Origin of the sequence: Mucilaginibacter sp. (genome assembly GCF_025359345.1) — a bacterium.
Classification (GTDB): domain Bacteria; phylum Bacteroidota; class Bacteroidia; order Sphingobacteriales; family Sphingobacteriaceae; genus Mucilaginibacter.
In genome coordinates, this window is the sequence record NZ_JANYGQ010000009.1 from 40,444 (window position 1) to 62,025 (window position 21,582).

General features: G+C 43.6%; 17 protein-coding genes. 3 read left to right on the plus strand and 14 right to left on the minus strand.

The genetic code is table 11. The features are described 5' to 3' along the window. Positions 1-341: 341 nt before the first annotated feature. From Q0R52_RS03870 to Q0R52_RS03925, 12 genes are all read right to left on the minus strand, one after another. On the minus strand, positions 342-1,331 hold the full coding sequence (locus Q0R52_RS03870) for a family 43 glycosylhydrolase (RefSeq protein WP_295792351.1): 990 nt from the start codon (positions 1,329-1,331) through the stop codon (positions 342-344). A 26-nt stretch (positions 1,332-1,357) separates the two neighbouring features. Next, positions 1,358-1,789, minus strand: coding sequence for a putative quinol monooxygenase (locus Q0R52_RS03875; RefSeq protein ID WP_295792353.1), 432 nt, complete (start codon positions 1,787-1,789; stop codon positions 1,358-1,360). A 93-nt stretch (positions 1,790-1,882) separates the two neighbouring features. Then, positions 1,883-4,294 carry a glycoside hydrolase family 31 protein gene (locus tag Q0R52_RS03880; protein WP_295792354.1) on the minus strand — a complete coding sequence of 804 codons (2,412 nt, stop codon included), beginning with the start codon at positions 4,292-4,294 and terminating at the stop codon, positions 1,883-1,885. 175 nt (positions 4,295-4,469) lie between these two features. Continuing rightward, the gene (locus tag Q0R52_RS03885) at positions 4,470-5,243 is read right to left on the minus strand and encodes an SGNH/GDSL hydrolase family protein (RefSeq protein ID WP_295792356.1); all 774 of its coding nucleotides are present in this window, start codon (positions 5,241-5,243) and stop codon (positions 4,470-4,472) included. Next, the gene (locus tag Q0R52_RS03890) at positions 5,243-7,705 is read right to left on the minus strand and encodes a glycoside hydrolase family 95 protein (RefSeq protein WP_295792358.1); all 2,463 of its coding nucleotides are present in this window, start codon (positions 7,703-7,705) and stop codon (positions 5,243-5,245) included. Before Q0R52_RS03890 ends, Q0R52_RS03885 begins: the two co-directional genes overlap by 1 nt. Positions 7,706-7,806: 101 nt before the next feature. Next, on the minus strand, positions 7,807-9,168 hold the full coding sequence (locus tag Q0R52_RS03895; protein ID WP_295792360.1) for a glycoside hydrolase family 27 protein: 1,362 nt from the start codon (positions 9,166-9,168) through the stop codon (positions 7,807-7,809). Between the two features lie 25 nt (positions 9,169-9,193). Then, complete coding sequence (locus Q0R52_RS03900; RefSeq protein ID WP_295792362.1) at positions 9,194-13,354, minus strand: hybrid sensor histidine kinase/response regulator transcription factor; 4,161 nt, start codon at positions 13,352-13,354, stop codon at positions 9,194-9,196. A gap of 422 nt (positions 13,355-13,776) precedes the next feature. Then, the gene (locus tag Q0R52_RS03905; protein ID WP_295792365.1) at positions 13,777-14,664 is read right to left on the minus strand and encodes an AraC family transcriptional regulator; all 888 of its coding nucleotides are present in this window, start codon (positions 14,662-14,664) and stop codon (positions 13,777-13,779) included. 229 nt (positions 14,665-14,893) lie between these two features. Then, positions 14,894-15,217, minus strand: coding sequence for a hypothetical protein (locus tag Q0R52_RS03910; RefSeq protein WP_295792367.1), 324 nt, complete (start codon positions 15,215-15,217; stop codon positions 14,894-14,896). Between the two features lie 2 nt (positions 15,218-15,219). Next, entirely contained in the window at positions 15,220-15,351 is a 132-nt protein-coding gene (locus Q0R52_RS03915; RefSeq protein WP_256484188.1) for a hypothetical protein, read from the minus strand. A gap of 183 nt (positions 15,352-15,534) precedes the next feature. Next, a complete protein-coding gene (locus Q0R52_RS03920) occupies positions 15,535-15,981 on the minus strand; it encodes a DUF1569 domain-containing protein (protein WP_295792369.1) in 447 nt (148 codons plus the stop codon). 113 nt (positions 15,982-16,094) lie between these two features. Further along, positions 16,095-16,763: a LysE family transporter gene (locus tag Q0R52_RS03925; protein ID WP_295792371.1), complete on the minus strand. Its 669-nt coding sequence runs from the start codon at positions 16,761-16,763 to the stop codon at positions 16,095-16,097. Between the two features lie 176 nt (positions 16,764-16,939). Here Q0R52_RS03925 and Q0R52_RS03930 point away from each other — a divergent pair, with 176 nt between their 5' ends. After that, entirely contained in the window at positions 16,940-18,577 is a 1,638-nt protein-coding gene (locus Q0R52_RS03930) for an MFS transporter (RefSeq protein ID WP_295792372.1), read from the plus strand. 102 nt (positions 18,578-18,679) lie between these two features. After that, on the plus strand, positions 18,680-19,147 hold the full coding sequence (locus Q0R52_RS03935; protein WP_295792373.1) for a dCMP deaminase family protein: 468 nt from the start codon (positions 18,680-18,682) through the stop codon (positions 19,145-19,147). A 101-nt stretch (positions 19,148-19,248) separates the two neighbouring features. On the opposite strand, the gene cmk is transcribed toward Q0R52_RS03935, so the two are convergent. After that, complete coding sequence (cmk, locus tag Q0R52_RS03940; protein ID WP_295792374.1) at positions 19,249-19,929, minus strand: (d)CMP kinase; 681 nt, start codon at positions 19,927-19,929, stop codon at positions 19,249-19,251. 132 nt (positions 19,930-20,061) lie between these two features. Between cmk and arfB the strand changes: the two genes are divergently transcribed. After that, on the plus strand, positions 20,062-20,472 hold the full coding sequence (arfB, locus tag Q0R52_RS03945) for an alternative ribosome rescue aminoacyl-tRNA hydrolase ArfB (RefSeq protein WP_295792375.1): 411 nt from the start codon (positions 20,062-20,064) through the stop codon (positions 20,470-20,472). 2 nt (positions 20,473-20,474) lie between these two features. On the opposite strand, the gene Q0R52_RS03950 is transcribed toward arfB, so the two are convergent. Then, positions 20,475-21,539: a hypothetical protein gene (locus tag Q0R52_RS03950; RefSeq protein ID WP_295792376.1), complete on the minus strand. Its 1,065-nt coding sequence runs from the start codon at positions 21,537-21,539 to the stop codon at positions 20,475-20,477. Between the last annotated feature and the right edge of the window lie 43 nt (positions 21,540-21,582).

Consider the following 21,582-nt stretch of genomic DNA (forward strand, 5'->3'; position numbering starts at 1 on the left):
AATGATTATAGCACAAATGTTAATCATTTTTTAATCAACTAATAATCAATACATTAACTAATATTTAGTTAAAAAATCATCAATAAATGCTACAATAATCGCAGCATATTTAACATTATTGGTACAGCCAGGGGTACTATTGTTGCCACCGTGTTCAACTTTTAAAAATTATCAGTTAAAATAGTATCATACCAAAAAATCAGGTTTTCGCGCTTGCGGTGTGCGGCATTTTTTTCTCCGGGGGGCAAAAAAATCAAAACTGTTGAAGGCGAAAACCAAGCAATGCTTTATTGCCGAATAGCAGGTTAAGAAAAATGAATATAGTGTGTGTGCGGACGACGTTAAAAGCTTTTTATCCCTTTTGGATTTATTTTCAGGATGTTACCTTCAGCGTCAAAGTTCAAACTATCAAGGCAAAGCTCGCGCAGCACAAATTCCTTTTTTTGGGGATGAATACGGTGATACAAAATAAAATATTGCCCGCTTTGTTGAAAAACGGTATGGTGGCCGGGTCCTACGGTGGTGCTGTCGGCGCTGGTTGAAAGTATGGGGCCGTTTTTGCCTTCTGTCCATGGCCCAAACGGTGTTTTACCGGTCGAATACCAAATTTGATAACTCGCATCGATAGCTTTACCGTACGAATACATCAAATAATACAAATTATTGCGCTTAACCATATGGGGTGCCTCAAAATAGTGCGGCGGGGTTACCTCAACAGGTGCACCATCAAAAGTAATCATATCCTTTTTTAGTTTTACTGCCATGCAATGGCCGTTTATCCAGTTAAATCCCGAACCCCAGTACAGGTAAGCCTGGCCATCATCATCAATAAAACAATCGGCATCGATATTATGCACTGCCGGGAATTGATTTGCAGCTATTAATGGCGTGTTATCATTTTTTACATTTTTCCAGGGGCCAAGCGGTTTGTCGCTTACACCAGCCCAAACTTCACTACCCACAGCAACATACATGTAAAACTTACCGTTTGCCGCTTTCCTTACTGATGGCGCCCATACCATAGAACTGTTGGAAGTTGGACTTGTGCATGCTGCCTTGGTTGGCCAGTTAATATGTTTGATTTCAAAACTTATGAAATCCCTGGTTGTAAGTACGCCTAATTCACTGCCGCCCCATGGGTCGATGGTGGCGTAGATGTAGTACACATCTTTGTCTTTTATAATGGTTGGATCGGCATAATAGCCGTTAACAATTGGATTGGTTGTTGATTTTTTTTGCGCCGACGAAAATTGCCAAAGAAATATAAGCAACATCGGCAGTAATACCAATTTTGATAGGCTGCCGATAGAATTCAGGGCGTATTTTTTCATAAATATAGTGATTCCGGTATGACCAGTTACATACCCGGCTTTTTTGCAGAGCCAACTAAGTTAACATCAACCAACTCCAGCGACGTCACCATATTTTTAACTGTCTCTTTGTATTTCTTAAAGTGAGCGGTTTCAATATGTGCCTTGTATGCCGCCGTATCGGCGTAAATTTCGAGGATCGTTATGTGTGATGGATTGTTTTTATCAGCTACAGCGTAATACGTTAACACGCCAGGCTCTACGCCCACTGCGGTGGTCATTTGTTCTTTAAGGGCGGCATTATATTTTTCCAGTTGCAATGGGTCAACCTGGATTTTTGCCAGCCTTACCATTTGATTTCTTTGCTGCGCCATAGCTTTTTCACTAAAACTAAGCGTAAGTATACAAATAGTAACAATAAAAACAGCACGGCTACCCTGGGATAGCCGTGCTTTAATAATTTCCGTAAGTTTCTTCATAGCCCTTGGTGACAAAAAGTTATCTAAGCAAATGTTGTAAAAATTATGGTATTACCGGGAATAATAATCTTTATAACACCCATAAATAAAGCTTTATAGCTTTACCACCATCTGTTGCCCTGTATAACTAACACTTTTATCTGCTTTGCTGCTAATGTCAACGTTTTCGCCATGTCCTTCTTTTACCAGCACTATATTGAAAATACGTTTTTTAGGCATACCGGGGTAAGTGCCTTTTCGATCGGTAATGGTTAGCTGGTGCAATTTATCGTTCCATTTAAAGCTGAAAGTGGCGTGATTACCTTTCTCGTAATTGTAATTGTCGTTTTCGTCTTCGTAATATTTAAAGCTGCCATCGGTACCTGCGTAAATACGCAGTTCGATTGCGCCTCCGGGGTTTTGAGTGGCATATTCAATATTCGGCCCCATAGGTACCACCGAACCCGCCTTAACATAAAGCGGCATAGTCTCGATAGTTGCTGTTGCATCAATGGTTTGGCCACCCTCCAATGCTTCGCCTGTCCAGAAGTTATACCACTTGTTACCTTTTGGCAGGTAAACCTGGCGTGTTTTTGCTATCGCATCGGCATTGCTGGGGGTGTACATTGGTTTGGTTACTGGGTTTACTAAAAACGCAGGGCCAAACATGTATTGGTCAGGTATGTTGTACACATTTTTATCATTCCTGAAGTCAAATGCCAGCGAACGCATAATGGTATAGTTATCATTGGTAACCTTTGCCGCCAGCGAGTAGGTATACGGTAGCAGGCGGTACCTTAACTTGTCATAGTTTAACAAAATTGTCCTGGTTTTTTCATCCCAGTTTTTTGAAAATAAGGCCCGCTCGCCTTTGCCGTGGATACGCATGATCGGGCTGAATGTGCCAAACTGGAACCAGCGGGTAAACAATTCCCGGTATTTTGGTTGTGACCAATCAGGAATGCCGTCTTTATCTACACGTGAAAGATAGCCACCGATGTCCGACGTCCAATATGGAATACCCGAAACACAAGCATTAATACCCTGCGGAATTTGGTTACGAAGGGATGCAAATGTACAGGTAATATCAGACGACCATAAAGTTGCTGCATTACGCTGCTCACCGGCAAATGACTGCCTGATCAACAAGAAAGCGCGTTTTCCCGGTATATCTGCGCGCCAGCCCTTGTAAAGCCCTTTTGAGTGTTCTAACGAATAAGTATTAAAGTAATCGATGCCTTTACCAACCGAAAAAACGGCTTTGCGGCGCTCGTCCAACAGGCTGCCGTTATCAGGCTCGCACTGGTCGACCCACCAGGCATCCCAGCCGTAGCGTTTTATTACGCTATCGCGGGCCTGCTCCCAGTAACGCTGGCGGGCTTTGGGGTTATGGGCATCGTAGTAGGTATCATAAGTGTGTGTAACAAAATTATCCCAGGTAATGCTGGTTAAAAAACCTTTACTTTTTAAATCGTCAAAATCGCGCGTCCCGCTGCCAAATACCGGCCAAATAGATAACATGGCATGCATATTTGCCTTATGCAACTCGTCGATCATCGCTTTTGGATTGGGGTACCGGCCGTTATCCATCACATGCGAGCCCATAGGCAACGGCGACCACCAGTACCAATCCTGCACAATGGCGTCAACAGGTATGTGGTTGTTGCGGTAATTATCTTTTACACCCAGGATTTCGTCCTGCCGGGTATATTTATCCTGCGACTGGAATAAACCCAATGACCACTTAGGGAACATCGGCGCACGCCCGGAAGCAGTGCGGTATAAATCGATAATCCTGTCGAAATCAGGGCCGTAAAAAAAGTAATAATCAATCATTTTGCCGCTTTCGGACACGTACTTGTATTGGGTATTACCTGCTTCTGCGCCGTAAAAATTTGATGCGGCGTAATTGTCCCATAAAATACCATAGCCCTTGTTTGATAACATTACAGGTATAGCCCCCGTCATGTACTTTATCAGCATTTCCTGGTTGCGGCCTTTATAGTTGATGGATAAGGAATCTTCAGGATGACAGCCTAAACCAAACAACGCTTCATCGGCCGGCGAATTGAAATTTGTAGTACAGCTATACGTTGATATACCTGCTACGGTTGACGGAGTCATGCTTTTATTTTCAGTGCCCTCGGCTACTATTATCTCACCTTTTTTGTTGGTGTAAGTTATTGCGTTGTTTGCTTTATTTATGCTGATGTTAAGCCTTGGGGTGGTGATAACTATTTGTCCGCTACGTTCTGTAACCGTAAATGAAGTCTTTCCGGCCCAGGGATTATTTACTACCAGCGAGTTTTTGGCAGGGAAGGCGTCAAAAATGGTGTATTTAACTTCAACAATATCCGCTTTACAAATCTTTACGTTCATTAGGCCTTTATCAAGCTTGAACGTAACACCATCGGCATTTTTTTTGTACGATATTACTGAGGCCTTCGTGGTGTTTACCAATAGCAAGGCAGTAAGTAAAAACGCAGCCGGTTTCAAAAGAAACTCTTTAGCAAAACTTTTTTTCATTTAACAGGGTTATTTTAGGTTTTGACCGTGGTTGAAGATCAGGGTCTAAAACTACTTTCGTTTTTTAAAAACAAATACCACAAATAGTAATAAGTGTAACACAAATGTTTACAATACCCATAATTTGGTGTAAGATGGTGTATTTTGTACGCTTTACAAAAAAGGTAGCTGGGCATCACCTTATAAAGTGCAGCTTTTTACCAGCGTACTTTATCCATTCCCTTGCAAACAGTTCGTGGCCGTTTGGCATGGGGTGTATGCCGTCCCACATCCAATATTCGGCAGGCGGATATTTGGCTGCCGACTGGTTAAAACTATCCTGCAAGGGAACAAAAATGGCATTAAATTCTGCTGCAAGCTTTTTGGCAACTTGCTGCCGACCGGTAACTTCACGTTTATAGTCAACCCATTTATCTTTTACCCGGCCAACTGGCAATATAAACGGCTCGCAAATAACAAGTTCAACCTGTGGCAACTGTTGTTTGGTTTGGGTTAACAGCGCGCGGTAATCGTTTTCGTAGCTTTCAACCGTAAATCTTTTATCGCCTCCAACTGCGTGCATGGTATCGTTAACGCCTATTAAAATGCTTAGCACATCGGGTTTTATTGCGATGGTGTCGTCGGCCCAGCGAGCGGCCAGGTCCGGAACCGTATTGCCGCTTATTCCCCGGTTAAAAAAGTGAAAGCCCTTTTTGGGCAGCTGATACCAAAGTCGGGCGGCAATTAAATAGGCATAACCGTGACCCAAAACATGATTCCAATCCGTATTGCGGCTGCGGTTACCGTCTGTAATGGAATCGCCCTGGAACAGGAACGTAAAACCATTTCCTTCATCGTCTGACGTTATCGAAAAGCCATCCAACGCCGATGGAATGGCAAGTGCAGCAGCACCTGCCACCGATGCTTGTTTTATAAAATTCCGCCTTGATGATTCTTCTTTTTCGTGCATTAAATTGTGCTGCTAATTTTATACCGCCCGCCCGCTTGTGTATTAAATGCGGTTACATACCCATTAGCCGTTTTTTTGGATACTGCCGATACCCCGGCAACTTTTATCGGCTGGCTGGTGCGGATACTACATTTGCCGCCAACTACCGCCAACACCGATGCACTTGTAAGTTTCATATCTTTCCAGCGCATACTTATCTCGAAATTGCCACGTGCTTTTAAACCAGAAATTTCGCCTGTTGCCCATGCATCGGGAAGAGCGGGGAGCATATTTATTTCGTTGTTCTGGCTCTGCAGCAACATTTCGGCCATGCCTGAAACGCCGCCAAAGTTGCCATCAATCTGGAACGGCGGGTGGGCATCAAACAAATTGATGTAAGAACCGCCACCGCCAGAGTATTTTGTACCGGAAACAGCTGTAGCCCTTAACAAATCTTTTATCATTTTGTAGCTGTGGTTGCCATCGAGCAGCCGGGCCCAAAAGTTTATTTTCCATGCAAGGCTCCAGCCGGTGCCTTCATCACCACGCAGTTCGAGTGTTTTTTTGGCAGCAGCCGTCAGCTCCGGCGTATTTATGGGAGATATCTGGTTACCGGGGAACAAGCCGAACAAGTGAGAAACGTGGCGGTGGTGCGGCTCAGGATCCTCCCAATCTTTATACCATTCCTGCAAGTTTCCTTTTTTGCCGATGTGGAACGGGTATAGTTTAGCTTGTTTAGCTATTATCGTGTCGCGGAAAGCCTTATCATCGCCTAACTCATTTGCAGCTGCTATAACGTTGCCGAACAAATCGCGGATGATGGACATATCCATAGTTGTGGCGATGGATACGCTGCCTTTTTTACCTTTATCATCAAAAAAAGCGTTCTCGGGCGACACAGAAGGCGCCGTAACCAAATAACCATCCTTATCAGGTACCAGCCAGTCTTCACAAAATTGGGCCGCGCCTTTCATTAACGGATAAGCTACTTCGCGAAGGTATTTTTTATCTTTTGTATATTGGTAATGCCACCACAAATGCTGCGACATCCAGGGCGATCCCATTGTCCAGTTGGCCCAGGTGGGGTCGCCTTTGCCTTTGTCGCCCACGGGGTTGGTTAGCGCCCAGATATCACTGTTATGGTGCAGCACCCAGCCCTTGGCATGGTAAAATTCTTTTGCAGTACGCCTGCCGGTGACAGCCACATTTTTTATAAAACTGATAAGCGGTTCGTGCATTTCCGAAAGATTGGCAACCTCTGCGGGCCAGTAATTCATCTGCGTGTTAATATTGGTGGTATAGTTCGAGCTCCATGGCGGTCGCAGCTCCTTATTCCATATTCCCTGCAAGTTGGCCGGCACGCCTTTGGTTCGCGAGCTGGATATCAACAGGTACCTGCCATATTGAAAGTAGAGTGTCTCCAGGTCAGGGTCTTTTGCGCCGGAAGTGTAGGCAACCAGGCGCTCGTCGGTTGGGAGGCTTGCGTTGCTGTTATCGGCAGGGGCAGCCAGTTTAAACGATACCCGATTGAAGAAGTGGTGATAATCGGCATAATGTGCCGCCAATAATGTTGACCAGCCTTGTGCCGATGCTTTTTTCAGATAATCGCCGGCTATTTTGCCTTCGTCCTTACCTTCGGATACCGGGCATCTATCAAAGCCGTTGAAACTTGTGGCCGCCGAAAGAAAAATAGTGGCCTCTGTTGCGTTTTTAACAGTAACGCCAGTTGTATCGGCGCTTATTTTACCATCCTTGCTTACAGCCTTTATTTGCAGCTGAAAACGCATACCCTTGCACCCGGTAACATCATAAGTAATTGGGTTTGCCGAGTCGACGTAATTAGGGTCGTCGTGCGCGGGGGCTTTACCTTTTATGGCAAGCTGGTTGCCGGGTAAAATAGCCATGTTATGCATTAATAAGCTGCCTGCACCTACCTTAAAACTCAATTGCCCGGTTTTGCTTGCGGTAAGGTGGATAACAATAACCTGGCTGGGCGCTGATATTATTACCTGCCGGGTATAAGTTACGCCATTAATGGTATAACGGGTTGTTGATATGGCGTTTTTAATATTCAGGTCGCGGTAGTAAGCGGAGGGTACGGTATCTTTTAAATCCTGGGTAATGGTCAAATCACCCAGCGGCAAATACGACTCGGAAAAATACCCCTGCATATTTTTAGCATAGTTGTAGGCTTTGGCGTAATCTTCCTCTTTAAAAAGCGCTTCTCTCGCCAGTAATAAATTGGCATAGGCATCAGGATTCACGTTGGTACGAACCGGGCCGCCAGACCATAACGTAGCTTCATTTAGCTGTATAAGCTCCTGATTAACCCGGCCGAAAACCATAGCACCCAAGCGACCGTTGCCTAATGGCAAGGCATCGGTCCACACCTTTGCGGGTTGTTTGTACCAAAGCTTCAGATTATCCTGGCAAATGCCGGTGAAGGGGATTAAACAGGTAAAGAGGATGAGGATTTTTTTCATAGCTTTTATTTTAAGAACCAGGAGCCAAGAATCAAGAGCCAAGACAGAAGCCCGACATTTCTTGAATGTTTTTCTCCTGATTCTTGGCTCTTGGTTCTAAATCACTGCGCTACCAACTTCAGCAGCACCGCCCCATGCTTATTAACCTGCTGATGATAGCTTTGCTTAAATATGCCCATGTCCTGTTTCTTCCATAAATCCCTTACGGAAATTTTGCCTATCATACCTATTGATGCGAAGGTAAAATCAATATCCTGGGGTTGCTCGCCCAGGTTAAACAGCGCTATGTACATGTCTTTGCTGCCCTGCGCGTGCGAGTACCATATTGTTTTTCCGTCTTTTTCAAACAGTTGCCTCGGGTTTTCGCCCTGCTGGTTAACAGCAATAACTTCGGGATTATTAAACAGGCTCAACTCAAAGGGCCGGTTTTCAGGCAGGTTTCCGCCAAGCATTAAAGGTGAGCGAAATATGCTCCAAAAAGTCATATGCGTATATTCCTCGTCTTCGGTAAAGCGGCTGTAACGCTCCTCGCCCACCGGGCCGCGTTTAGATAGCTTGCCGATTTGTATCATATCGCAATCGGGCCAGTGGCCCTGCACACCTACGCCTTCCCATTGTTTGGCGTATTTCATCATGCCGGTTATTTCTTTCCAGTTATCCCAAAAATCATCGGCCATGCGCCACATGTTGGCATTTCTAAGCAAGTGATCGGTTTCACCAACGGGTGTTGCACCCGGTGAAAGACTTAATACAATTGGCCGGGCGCAATGCTCAATAGCCTTATAGTAGCCTTCCACTTCGGGCTCGCTATAGGGCCGCGAAAGATCATCTACCTTAATAAAATCAACACCCCATTCGGCGTATAGCTCCAGTATCGAGTTTAAATACTCCTGGGCGCCGGGCTTTTTCATATTCAGCCCGTACATGTGGTTCATCCAGGGGCATTTTGAATTGGTGTCGGCAATCATATCTGCAGTGATGCCGTTTGTTCCCTTCACCGGCAATTTTGCCCAAACCGCCTGCCGCGGTATGCCACGCATAACGTGGATACCAAACTTCAACCCCAGCCCGTGCACATACTCTGCCAGCGGACCAAAACCCTTGCCGCCAAATGCCGAGGGAAATTTGGTGGGCTGCGGGCTTAGCCGGCCCCATTTGTCCATAGTGAGCCACGGAACATAGGAGCCATCGGGCAAGCGCAACTGAAAGGGATTGCCGATGTTGCTGCCCGGCGGGTTATCATACGACCATAAAAAATCGACTATAATATATTGCCAGCCGACTTGTTTCAAATTTTTTGCCATATAATCGGCATTGGCTTTTACTTCATCCTCGTGCACGGCCGAACCAAAACAATTGTAGCTGTTCCAGCCCATGGGCGGGGTTAAGGCAACGTTTTGTGCCGATGAGGAAATGGAAATTGATACTAAGGCGCCAACGAGCACGGCGTACAGGTATTTCATAACAGTTGTAAGTTCTCTGCGTTAATTAATTAAGGGTTTCTTCTTTTTCTTTACTGCGCAATTCAACAATGTATTCGGATGGCAACATACCAAATTCCTCGCGAAAAACCTTGGCAAAGTAAGCAGCGTTATTAAATCCGACTTCGTAGGCAACACTGGCAATGCTCAGCTTGCTTTTCTCAAGCAGCTGCACTGCCCGCTTCAGGCGGATGGTGCGGATACAATCAACAGGGGTTTTACCGGTAAGTACTAATAATTTTTTGTAAAGCGATACCCTGCTGAGGTTCATATTCCGGCTCATCTCTTCGACCGAGAAATTCGGATTGGTTATATTCTTTTCAATACAGGCAAAGGCGTTCTTTAAAAACTTTTCATCTTCCGACACCACCTCGATACCCGATGCCTGCACATCAACCTGTTTCTGATAGGTTTTGGTAATCTTTAACAACCCATGGATTTTCGACAGCAATATTTCAAAGTTGAACGGCTTAACAATATAATCATTAGCGCCGCTGTTAAGGCCGGTTAACTGGTCATCCTGGCTGGTTAGTGCGGTGAGCAAAATAATTGGAATTTGTGCTGTGCGGCTGTCGGCTTTTATTTTTTTGCAAAGCTCGATGCCATTCATTTCGGGCATACTTACATCGCTCACAATAAGCTTAGGGTGCAATGCAAGCGCTTTTTGCCACCCATCCTTGCCGTTTACTGCTTCAATAATATGGAAGCTATGTTTAAGGTTATCCTTTAAGTAAAATCTTAAATCATCATTATCCTCTATCAATAAAATAGCCGGCTTTTTTGAGGAGTTATTTACATTTTCTGCTGCCGGCAATGCAGGGTACAGCGCTTCAATCGCATCAGGAACATCTATCAACGACTCTTCGTGTAAGTCGCCAACAGGCAGCTCAATGGTGAAGCAGGTGCCATAATCGGGCTCGCTTTCAATTTTGATATCGCCGCCATGCATCTTAACAAATTCCTTGGTTATTGATAAACCGATACCGCTGCCCTGGTTAAGCAAACTCTCCGGCATGTTATCCTGGAAAAAGCGCTCAAAGATCTTTTCCTGGTTTTCGGCCGGTATGCCGATACCTGTATCCATGATTTTTATCTCCAGTATCTTTTGGTCTTGCGCAAAAATATCGGGCGAGAATAAGTTGATCATTACGCTTATATAACCGCCCGATGGAGTAAACTTAAATGCATTTGATAACAGGTTAAACAGCACCCGTTCAATCTTGTCATGGTCGAAATTGGTGACGAACGAAGAAACCTCGCTTTCAAACAAAAACTGTATCTGTTTTTGATGCGCTACATCGGTAAACGACGATGAAACCTCTTTTATAAAATGGATGATATCGCCTTTTTTCAGGCTGAGCTTAAGCTCATTGTACTCCATTTTACGAAAATCGAGCAACTGGTTTACCAGATTGAGCAGCCGTTTGCCATTGCGTTTTATCATGGTAAGTTGCTGCTGCTGTTCAGGCCGCTCAGTAGTTTTTATTAAGTCATCAATAGGCGATAGTATGAGCGACAATGGTGTGCGGAACTCGTGGCTCACGTTAGTGAAAAATTTAATCTTCATTACATCAAGCTGATGCATGCGCCGGGCCTCTTCGCGTTCGTTGGCAATTTGCCGTTCTTCCTCCAGCTTATCGTGCTTAAGCCTGAATTCGTTCCTAAGTTTCATTATTCCCCGGTGGCGGATGTAAAATAACGCACAACCAATAAGCACCACGTAAAAAACGTATGCAATTGCCGACTTCCAGAACGGCGGTAATACCTTTATGTTAAGCGTTATGATGCTTGCGTTATTAATATCGTTAATGCTGCTTGCACGCACCTTAAAAACATAGTCGCCGGCATCAAGGTTGGTAAAAGTGGCCTTGCGAGAATTATTGGGTACCGACAGCCATTGTTTATCAAAATCTTCCAACTTATACTGATAAACAATTTTATCGGGGTTAAAATATTCAGTGGCTGCAAACTCAATACTAAAATCGTTTTCGTTGTGGTTCAGCGTTAAGTTCTTCGTGTCGGTAATGGAGCTTTTAAGCACCACGTTGCCATTAATGGTATCGCCCACAATTACGCTTTTATTAAACAGCTGAAAGTCAGTAAACAACAGCTGGGGCTTGTTTTTGGTTATGCTGATAGACGAAGGATTGAAAATATTATACCCGTGCGCACCGCCAAATATCATATCGCCATTGGGCCTTTTAATAGCGGCATAGGCATTAAACTCACGCCCCTGCAACCCGTCTGACTCATCAAATTTATTTATGTGGAAGGTGTATCCTCCACCAGCCGGCAGCGCTGTAATGGCGGCCATGCCATTAGGTGTGCTGAGCCAAATTTTTCCGTTGTTATCTTCCAGTATCTTCAATACATCATTGGCAGGCAAACCATTTGCTTCATTGAGGTTGTAAAATTTATTTGTTTTGGGGTTTAATACGCTTAAGCCATCTTTGGCGCCTATCCACATCAGGCCGCGGGTGTCCTGCAAAATGGTATTTACATCATTGCCAATAAGGCTATTAGGGTTATTGGGCTGGTTTTTGTAATGCCGGGCTACTGTGCTGCCCGGGGATATAAAGTCGATACCCTTATCGCGGCCTATCCAGATGTTTTTTTGCCGGTCTTCATATATAATTGCCGTGTAGTTTGACAGCATCTGGTAATTGGGGTGCTGAAAACTATTGGTAGCCCTGTCGTAAATATTGATTGCACCCGCAAACGTGCCTAACCACAGCTTTTGCGACGAGTCTTCTATAATGGTATACACCCTGTCGTCTGATATGCTGGAAGGATCGGTGTCGTTATGTTTATAATGAACGAATCTGCCGCCTTCAAAACGATCCAGCCCGCCAAAATACGTGCCAACCCAAAGCTTATGATCATGGTCTATACAAAGGCTTATTACCACATTGTTAGCAAGGCTGCTGGCGTCGGCGGGGTTATGTTTGTATTGGGTGTACGTTTTTTTGCCGGCATCGTAATAGATCAGTCCGCCGCCGTTGGTACCCATCCATAAGTTGCCTTTTCCATCATCAGCAAAGCAGTCCACATCTTCGTAAGGCAGACTCCTGGCATCCGAAAGGTAATGCCTTACCAGCGGAAACTGGATGATACTTTTGTGGTAATAGCTTATCCCCTGCTTAAAGGTACCTGCCCAAATTATGCCGGTGTTGTCTTTGTAAAGCACCGTACTGTTACCCTGCAGCGATTTAGCATCATCCTCCTTATTTAATACATATTGTATACTGTTATTGGCCGGATTGATGATGTTTATGCCCCCGTGGTCTGTACCGATCCATATTTTATTGTCGTCGGCCTGTAAAATGCTATAAATAACATTGTAATTGAGCCTGGTGCTGCCGGTTTCGGTGCTGAAATGGTCGAGTACATCGGTGTTAGTGTTGTACCGGTAAACACCGAGCGGACTATCAGCGGCAAACAGCCAAAGGTTGTTTTGGCTATCAATGCTTGCCGAATACCTTTCGGGCTTGTTATTGTTGGCTTTGGATAATTTACTGGTTTGCGCAACTATGGTGCTGGTACGAACATCGAGTTTGTCAATTTCACCATCGGAATAAACAAGCCATACAAACTTGCGACCGTCTTCAACAACGTCGGTCACCGCATCGGAGTGTAAAATGGAAATTGAATTATTACCGGCACTATTAAAAAAACTGGTGGTATTGGTTTTAGGGTCGTAGCAATATAAGCCCTCGTTATTGGTTAAAAACCAAAAATTGCCCTGGTTGTCTTTTTTAATATTGGTCAACTGGTCGGTTAATACTTTATATTTACCGAGTTCGCGGGCAATATCGTTCGAAAATTTCTCGGTGATTGCGTCGTATATGCTGAACCCGCTGTGGGTTTTTATCCAGAGCTTTTTGCCGGGCCCCTCAAAAATGCCTGCAACGGCATTATCTCCCAATGATGTTGGATCATTTGCGCGGTGTTTAAATACTTTAAATTTATAGCCGTCGTACCGGTTTAACCCACTTATGGTGCCGAACCACATAAAGCCGTCGGCATCTTTAAAAATGCTGCTTACCTGGTTTATCGACAGGCCGTTGGTGATATCCAGATGCGAAAACTGATAAGTCGTGTTTTGTGCATACAGCCATTGCTGCATCACCATAAACAGGATAACAATTTTGTAAACTCTAAAGCGCATATGTGCCTGGTATGTCGGTTTGAATCAAGAGCCAAGAATCAAGAACCAAGAGTCAAGACAGAAAAAAGGAAAATTGGCAAATGGCGATTCACACCACCTACTGTTTTCACTCTTTGTTCTTGATTCCTGGCTCTTTGTTCTATTCCCTTTGTTCTTACTAATTGGTTCTAATTCTCTAATCTATGCAATAATTGTTAATATAACAGTAATTAATTTCAACTGCACGCAGCACAGCTATTTATCACATCAAAAAAACGTTAAATACAATTCAACCGCATTTGCCGGGCGTAACAGGTCTATTTATTGGATTGCTGCTAAAGCACTGGTGGTAAAGTTAGGGTTTTATGCAGCTCATGGATACGACAAATGTTAAATTTGATACCACAAATGTTAGGGAAGGATAAAAATGTTAACCGCTTGTTTTATATAAAAACTTTCCCTGATGTATAGGTTTCCCTGAATTCGCGGGGCACACATTGTTTTTTGCGTTTAAAGGCGCGATTGAAATTAGAGATATTGTTGAAGCCGCACTTATAGGCGATGAGGGCTATGGTATAATTGGTATCAACCAGCATGCGCGATGCATGGCCCAGCCTTATTTCGTTAATAGTATCGATAAACGACTTGCCGGTACGCTTTTTGAAAAACCTGCTGAACGATACAGTAGGCATATTTGCTATTTTTGCCGCCTCGGCAAGGGCAATTGGTTTTTCGTAATTATCATATAAAAACTCAAATACCTTTTCCACCCTGCGGCTCTTATAGGCAAATTTCTCGCTGGCAAAGCCCGGCTCCGACAACAACTTTATATTTGGCGCCACCGATAAACTGTGCAGAATTGACAACAAGGCCAGTACGGCCTCGAACTGGGTTTTCTGTTTTAAATTCACGATGCTGTCCAGCACGCCCTCCGCTGTTTCCTGCGAAAAAAGTATACCGCGCTGGGCATTGTTAAACATGCTTTTGAGCATGCTTAGCTGGTTGCGTTTTAAAAAGCCCTCTCCAAATAAATCCTTATGAAACTGGATGGTTATTTCCTGTATATCGCCGGGTTTGCGCTGATGGTTGAACCAGGAATGGTACAGGTTAGGGCCGATAAACACCAGCTCGATATCGTCAACCACGCCAATGCTGCCGCCCACAATACGTTTGGCGCCTTTGGCATTTAATATCAGGGTGAGTTCATATTCGCTGTGATAGTGCAGCGGGAAGTCAAAATCCTTTTTTACCCTTGACGATATAGTGAAACAATCGCCCGGAGTTAAAGGTGTTATTTCGTGCATTACGCCCGGAGTGACTGCCTGGTACATTGTTTTTAAAATTGGAGGTTGTTATTTGGTTTTGTAAAGCTATAGCATTACAATTTTTATTAATCCCACAAAAGTTTATGTTTATATAACAAATGTTAACCCGGGGAGTAAATACGGGTAGTATCACAGGGAATAAACGGCTTTTGAGTACTCCAAACACCTCATGATAAAGTAAAAAAGAGCAATACGCGTTGGCGTATTGCTCTTTAAAATAAGTTTTTTAAAAGACTTATCCCCTCGGCCGTTTTAAATTAAAAGCAACCAGGTAATTAATCTCGTCTGTAAGTATATTTTTTGCAGTTGGTAACTGGCTTTCGTTGTATGATGATTGCTTTAAACCCTTTTGAGTGGCATGGAAAACCTGCAACAACATTTCGGGGCCAACCTTTATGGAAACAGCCGGAAAATAATCTTTATGAAGTTTTGAGCGTCCACTAGCTGTAACCATGCTCAATTCCCAAATATCGTCGGATTTGAAGCCATGCTCGCTGGCTGCATTCATTAAATCGTACAGGTACATACGGGTTTGAACTTCTACAGTTTGTACGCTCATGCTTATTTAGGTTTTTTGCCTGTGGCAATTTCAGATTTCGAACCTTTTTCTGACTGGTACGACGATACCTTTTTATTTGCGTTAACGCTCGGGGCTTTTTTAACCTCTTTGATGGTTTTTTTGTCTTTGCTCATTATTGGTGATGTTTAATGGTATAAATAATTAAACGCAGATACCAGGGTATTATTAGCCGAATGATAAGTATTGTTTAAGAAAAGAGACGAAACAATGTTTAAACGCAGCTACTGCGGTAGTATGGAATTTTTAAAGATAGGTTTTATAAAGCAAAGTTTGGCTGCTGGCCAATAATAAATATGTTAAGCCCCAAACTGGCGTAAATGATGATCAAGGTGTTTATACTGTAGGGTACTCCATTCATCAACGGTTAACGGGCCAAAAAACGGGTGGGGGCCGTTTATTAATACGCCAGGGCCGCTTTCAAATTTTTTCACCAAGACGATTAGCGCAGCCTTTTCCTGCTCAAAATTGCGTACATCAGCAATTTTGGCTTCCTTCATGGTCGGTAGGTTGCGTTCAAAAGGTTGGTCGTTAACCAACTTTTTTTTAGCTATGCGGCCAAATAGCAGACCTATTAAACCTCCTTTGCTCACAATATCGCCAACGGCAACCTGTATAGGCACCTGACAATGGGCCAGCATTTGGGCGACATTCATTTTGCCCCACAAAGCAGGAGTTGCCGGCGTAAGCTTATTGATACGGACAATAAATGATTCGATTGTGGCTGGGTTGAAAATGCTATCCATAACAAGGTTTTTAAAGCCTTAAAAGTAGATAAAAAGCTGCCGATAAATTGGAAAAAACGGGCTTAATCTTGCATGTACTTATCCACCGAAATTACTCCTGGAAGTTATCCCGGTTAATACCCCAGCGCAACCCCACCCGGCGGAGAGAAAACAAAGTGGGTAACTAACTTATCCAGCAGCACAAACGCGGCAATAATAAGCGCAATGCCGGCAACCTCGTTAAGCCGGTGCACAAATTTTACCGATATACGGTCGCGCAGCTTATCGGCATAAAAGGCCTTGGTGGTATCCAGACCAAACTGCACGATAAGGATAGTTAAAAACATTATCCCAATTTTTAATGAGCGATTGTGTACGCCCTCGTGGTAAACGGTACTTGCCGCGCCGATAACTATCGTCCAATGGAATAAAATGGTTGGGTTAAAAATGCACATAACAAAGCCTTTCAAAAAGTAGCCCGCGCGATGCAGCTTGGTGGGGATGGTATTCTTATAGTTTATTTCGGACTTTTTGAACATATAGTAAATACCTATGGCAAACAAAATGGCGCTGCCAAATATGCCTGCGTAGGTTTTATCGTGTGCGGTGATATCAAAATATTGTGAGCCGAACAGTATGGCACCAACAAAAACCATGTCGCTGCAAACAACGCCCAAAGCTAATGCAACACCTGCATGGAAGCCCTTTTCGATGCTGGTTTTTATTAGTGCAAAAAATACCGGGCCGGTTAAAAACGTAAGCACTAACCCAAACCCAATACCCGAAATAATAGCTTCTATCATTAATTAAGGCTTATGTGCCAGTTAATTTTAAAAAAGGCAGCACGAATATGCAACTTTATATGGTAAACAACCAAACTTAAAATTGTGATTTATTAATTAAAAAATATAGCAGAATTATAAAAAATAGCTATGTTTAGTGTTTCAATTACACCGTTTGTATAAACCTGATTAAAACAATGGAACAAAAAAATTCAAAAAGTTACGGCTCGGCGCTGTACACACTTATTACGGTATTTTTCTTTTGGGGCTTCTCCGCAGCCTCAAATGGTGTTTTTATACCTTTCTGTAAAGCGCACTTTCATTTGAGCCAATTTGAATCGCAGTTGATTGACTATACATTTTATGGAGGTTATTTTATCGGTTCGTTAATTTTATACTATGCATCTGAAATAACCAAGGTTGATATTATGAACAAACTGGGTTATAAAAACGGTATCATATATGGGCTTGTACTATCTGCGGCTGGTGCACTATTGATGTTGCCTGCGGTAAATTCAGGCTCGTTCTTGTTTATCCTGGGAGCTTTCTTTGTTATAGCGCTAGGATTTTCGTTACAGCAAACAGCTGCCAATCCTTTTGTAATTGCGTTGGGAAGTCCGGAAACCGGTTCTAACCGATTGAACTTAGCCGGTGGCGTTAACAATTTCGGTACACTGTTAGGCCCTGCAGCCATAAGTATCATCCTTTTTGGTAGCGCGAGCAAACAATTACCTGCCGACCAGGTAAAAATAACTTCAATAAATGATGCTTATTTAATACTGGCGGCTTTGTTTATAGCTGTTGCGGTATTCTTTTGGTTCTCAAAACTTCCAAAGGTTACTTCTGATGAAAAGTTTGAATCGAGTAAGAAGACAATTCTGCCGTTATTTGTAATATTTATCGGTTTTTGCCTGGTGTTTATAGCCAAACCATCGGCCGCTGCCACCGGCATCCCGGAGGCGTATTTTGTTTATGCATCGTTAGTGATCATTTTAGTGACGCTGTTTGTTGCCCTTGCGGCAGCAGGCCGCAGCAATGAGGGCTGGGGCGCTATGCACTACCCGCAATTAATTTTTGGTATGATTGCCATATTTACCTATGTAGGTGTTGAAGTAACCATACAAAGCAACCTTGGTTCGCTATTAAAAACTCCGGAATTTGGCGGATACAGTACAGCGCAAATTGCACCTTACATATCATTATACTGGGGAAGCCTGATGATAGGCCGCTGGACCGGTGCTATTGGCGCATTCAACCTTTCGAGACTCATGAAAAATGTACTGACTATCGTCGTGCCATTTATTGCTTTCGGCGTAGTGCTGTTGGTTAATAACAAACTTAGCGGTCAGGACGTATCGGGGCTGTATATTTACGGTATATGTGTTGCTGTTGTAATTGTAGGCTTTTTAGTAGGCCAGCAAAAACCAGTGCGCACTTTAACCATATTTGGTTTGTTAGGCGTTGGTACAATGATATTTGGCCTGCTAACCACCGGCAAAATAGGTTTATTTGCTTTAATAAGCGGCGGACTTTGCTGCTCCATTATGTGGCCGTCAATCTTCGCTTTAGCAATTGCTGGTCTGGGTAAATATACAAGCCAGGGTTCTTCGTTATTAATTATGATGATTTTGGGTGGTTCAATTATCCCGCCAATACAAGGGGTGCTTGCCGACAGTTCGCAAAATGCCGTTGCAGGCATGAGTGGTATCCATTTCTCATACATTGTTCCTGTAATCGGGTTTGCGTACCTGGCGTTTTTCGCCTGGAAAGCGGGATCTGTACTTAAAAAACAAGGTATCGACATTGACCACATGGAAGCAGCAGCTTCTCATTAATATTTTTCATTAGTCATTATGTCATTGGTCATTAGTGTAAAAGCTGGTGACCAATGACATTTTAGGCTAATCCATTTACAAATGATCAATCACTATTGACCAATGACTAAATTATCCTTCGATCGTATATATATGAACCTGGCAACAGATTTGGCTAGTCGCTCGCACTGCGTAAAAGCCCAGGTAGGTGCTGTTTTAGTGAAGGATACACGCATCATCTCAATTGGTTACAACGGACCTCCGGCGGGCACACACAATTGCGATGAAGAATGGCCTGATACCGGCTGCGCCCGCGACTCGAAAGGCAGCTGTTCACTTGCATTACACGCAGAGCAAAACGCCATACTTTATGCAGTTAAAAACGGGGCCAATCTTGAAGGTGCTACGCTGTATACAACGCTATCCCCTTGCCTACCCTGTGCAAGACTGATCTTTTCGGCTGGTGTAAAAAGGGTTTTCTTTGATAAATCGTATGCGGCTTATAAGGGTATAGGCAGCGATGAAGGAGTTGATTTTTTAAACAGATTTGGGGTGAAGGCCAGCAGATTTGAACACGATTCAGCGATTTAAAAGATTTACAGGATTCGTTTGCAGCCAACGATTAACAGATACTGTAAGTACCAATAAAGCTTACCTTACAGGAAGCTAAATCATGTAAATCCTACTAATCCTTAAATCGTGTCAAGCAACGGCTCCACTTTACTTAACGCAAACAGTAACTGTTCATCAGGCGTCAAATCGGTATTGTCCAATATAATTGCATCCTCGGCCCGCACCAAAGGGCTTTCGGCGCGGGTGGTGTCCTGGTAGTCACGGTGGGCCAGGTTTTCAAAAACGTCTTCCAGGGTTATATCGGGGTTGTTCGGGTGCAGTTCTTTATAACGCCGCTCGGCCCGTATTTTGGGGTCGGCGGTCATGAAAATTTTAACAGGGGCATCAGGGAAAACGGCGGTACCTATATCGCGGCCATCCATCACAATGTTTTTTGATTTGCCCATGCGTTGCTGCTGCTTCACCATCTCGTGCCTAACCTCTCGTATAGCTGATACAGAGCTTACCAATTCGGAAACCGGCATCTGCCTTATCTCATCTGATACCTCTTCGTCGTTCAGGGTAATATGTGTGTGGTAATCGCGCGAATGGAAATTAAGGTGGATGTTTTTAAGCGCTTCGGCGATTTGTTGATGGTTTGTTAAATCGATATTATTCCTTAAAAAATATAAGGCAACCGCCCGGTACATTGCCCCGCTGTCAACATAAATAAAATGGAGTTTTTTGGCCAAAGCTTTTGCCAAAGTGCTTTTTCCGCATGATGAATAGCCATCAATTGCAACTACTATATTGTTACCCATGTGAGGCGAAGGTAGTGAAAAAGTTGATTAGGTTGATTAAGTGAGTGGTTGATTAAGTTATCATTTGATGACAATAACCGCTCAACTTAATCAACTCAGTCAACTTAATTAACAATTCCCTAAATTCGCCCCATGAATTTTAATAAGGCCGAACTGCAAAAAGAAACCAGCAATAAGGCATCGCGCAGCGGCGGTAAGGGCGGGCAAAACGTTAATAAAGTATCCAGCAAGGTTGAATTGCTGTTCTCTGTAGATAACTCCGCACTATTTACCGATGACGAAAAAGCCGTACTAAACGATAAACTGCAAAACCGCCTAAATAAAGATGGCCTGGTGCAAATAATTTGCGATGAAGAGCGCAGCCAATATTTAAACAAAGAAAAAGCAATTGAAAGGCTGATAGTTTTATTGACCAAGGCGCTGCACAAACCCAAAGCACGCAAGCCAACCAAAGTAAGCAAAGCCGCCAAAGCTGCCCGGCTGGAGTCGAAAAAAATAAATTCAGCTAAAAAAGAAAGCCGCAGCAAACGGTTTGAAGAATAGAGTTATTTTTTGGTCGGGATAGCGCTTAAAATTGTAATGCTGCAATATGAACTGTTGGCTACGTAATATCCGAGGTCTTCACCTTTTTGGTTCCGCACCATCCACACATGCGAAATATGAGTAGGTTGTGGAATACGGTTGTAAGGCTGCAACTCGCCGTAAAGCGATGGTTTTCGCTCAAAATCAATCCAAAACAGTTCTAATTTTTCACCTGTAGTATTGATAAACGTTAGCTGGGAATCTTCGGTCCCGTAACCTGATTTGCTATTTTTATCAACTTGCTTCGCGGGTAAACTGTGGATAGTTACCGGGCGCAGTTTGCCTGTATAAATCGAATCCATCAGCATATAGCCTTCATTGTCATAATTGCGCAGGCTCTCTGCTCCCGGTACAGGCAACTTTGTTTTCTTCAAAAACTCACCGTGTTTACCAAAATACCACATCGAAAGTTCAGCCCAATATTCATGCTGATTTTGGGTTGCGTAAGCATCCTTCCATAAACCCTTTACCAGCGCGTGTTTGTAAGCGTTTATTATTTTCCGTTGCAGCATAGTATCAAGGCCGTAGTCCATAATATTATGGGCAAACTCATGGATGCAGATGTCAGAACCTCCGGCATACCTGTCGCCGGGGAGGTTCAGCAGGTTTTCTTCACCGCATGATGTCCATATGCCACCGAGACCTCTTGTGCGTCTGTCAATATCAGTGGTGTCGCCATTGTCTACATATTTTACCCCTTTCATATTCCGGAATTCGGGCAGGTCGGATGTTTGCTGGTTTTTACCAATGATGTGCAGCTCGGCGCCGTTTGCTACGAGGTTCGTACGAGCTTCGGGTATATGCTTCAGCATATTTTTCATTTTGGCGGCTGCAATCAGCAGCGCCCTATCGTCAACCACATCAGAAGAGCGGATGTTAATACCATCGCAATCAACAAGTTTGGTATAGAAACCAAGGTAAGGCTTACTGTGTTTTACAGAATCGTGCAACACCAAATATGTCGCTTTTACGTTCTGGGCAATTATAAACGGAAATATAAAAAACGCTACCGCACAATATTTAGACATACCTTTTTCATCCCGATCTCTAATAAAACAATCTTATCGACTA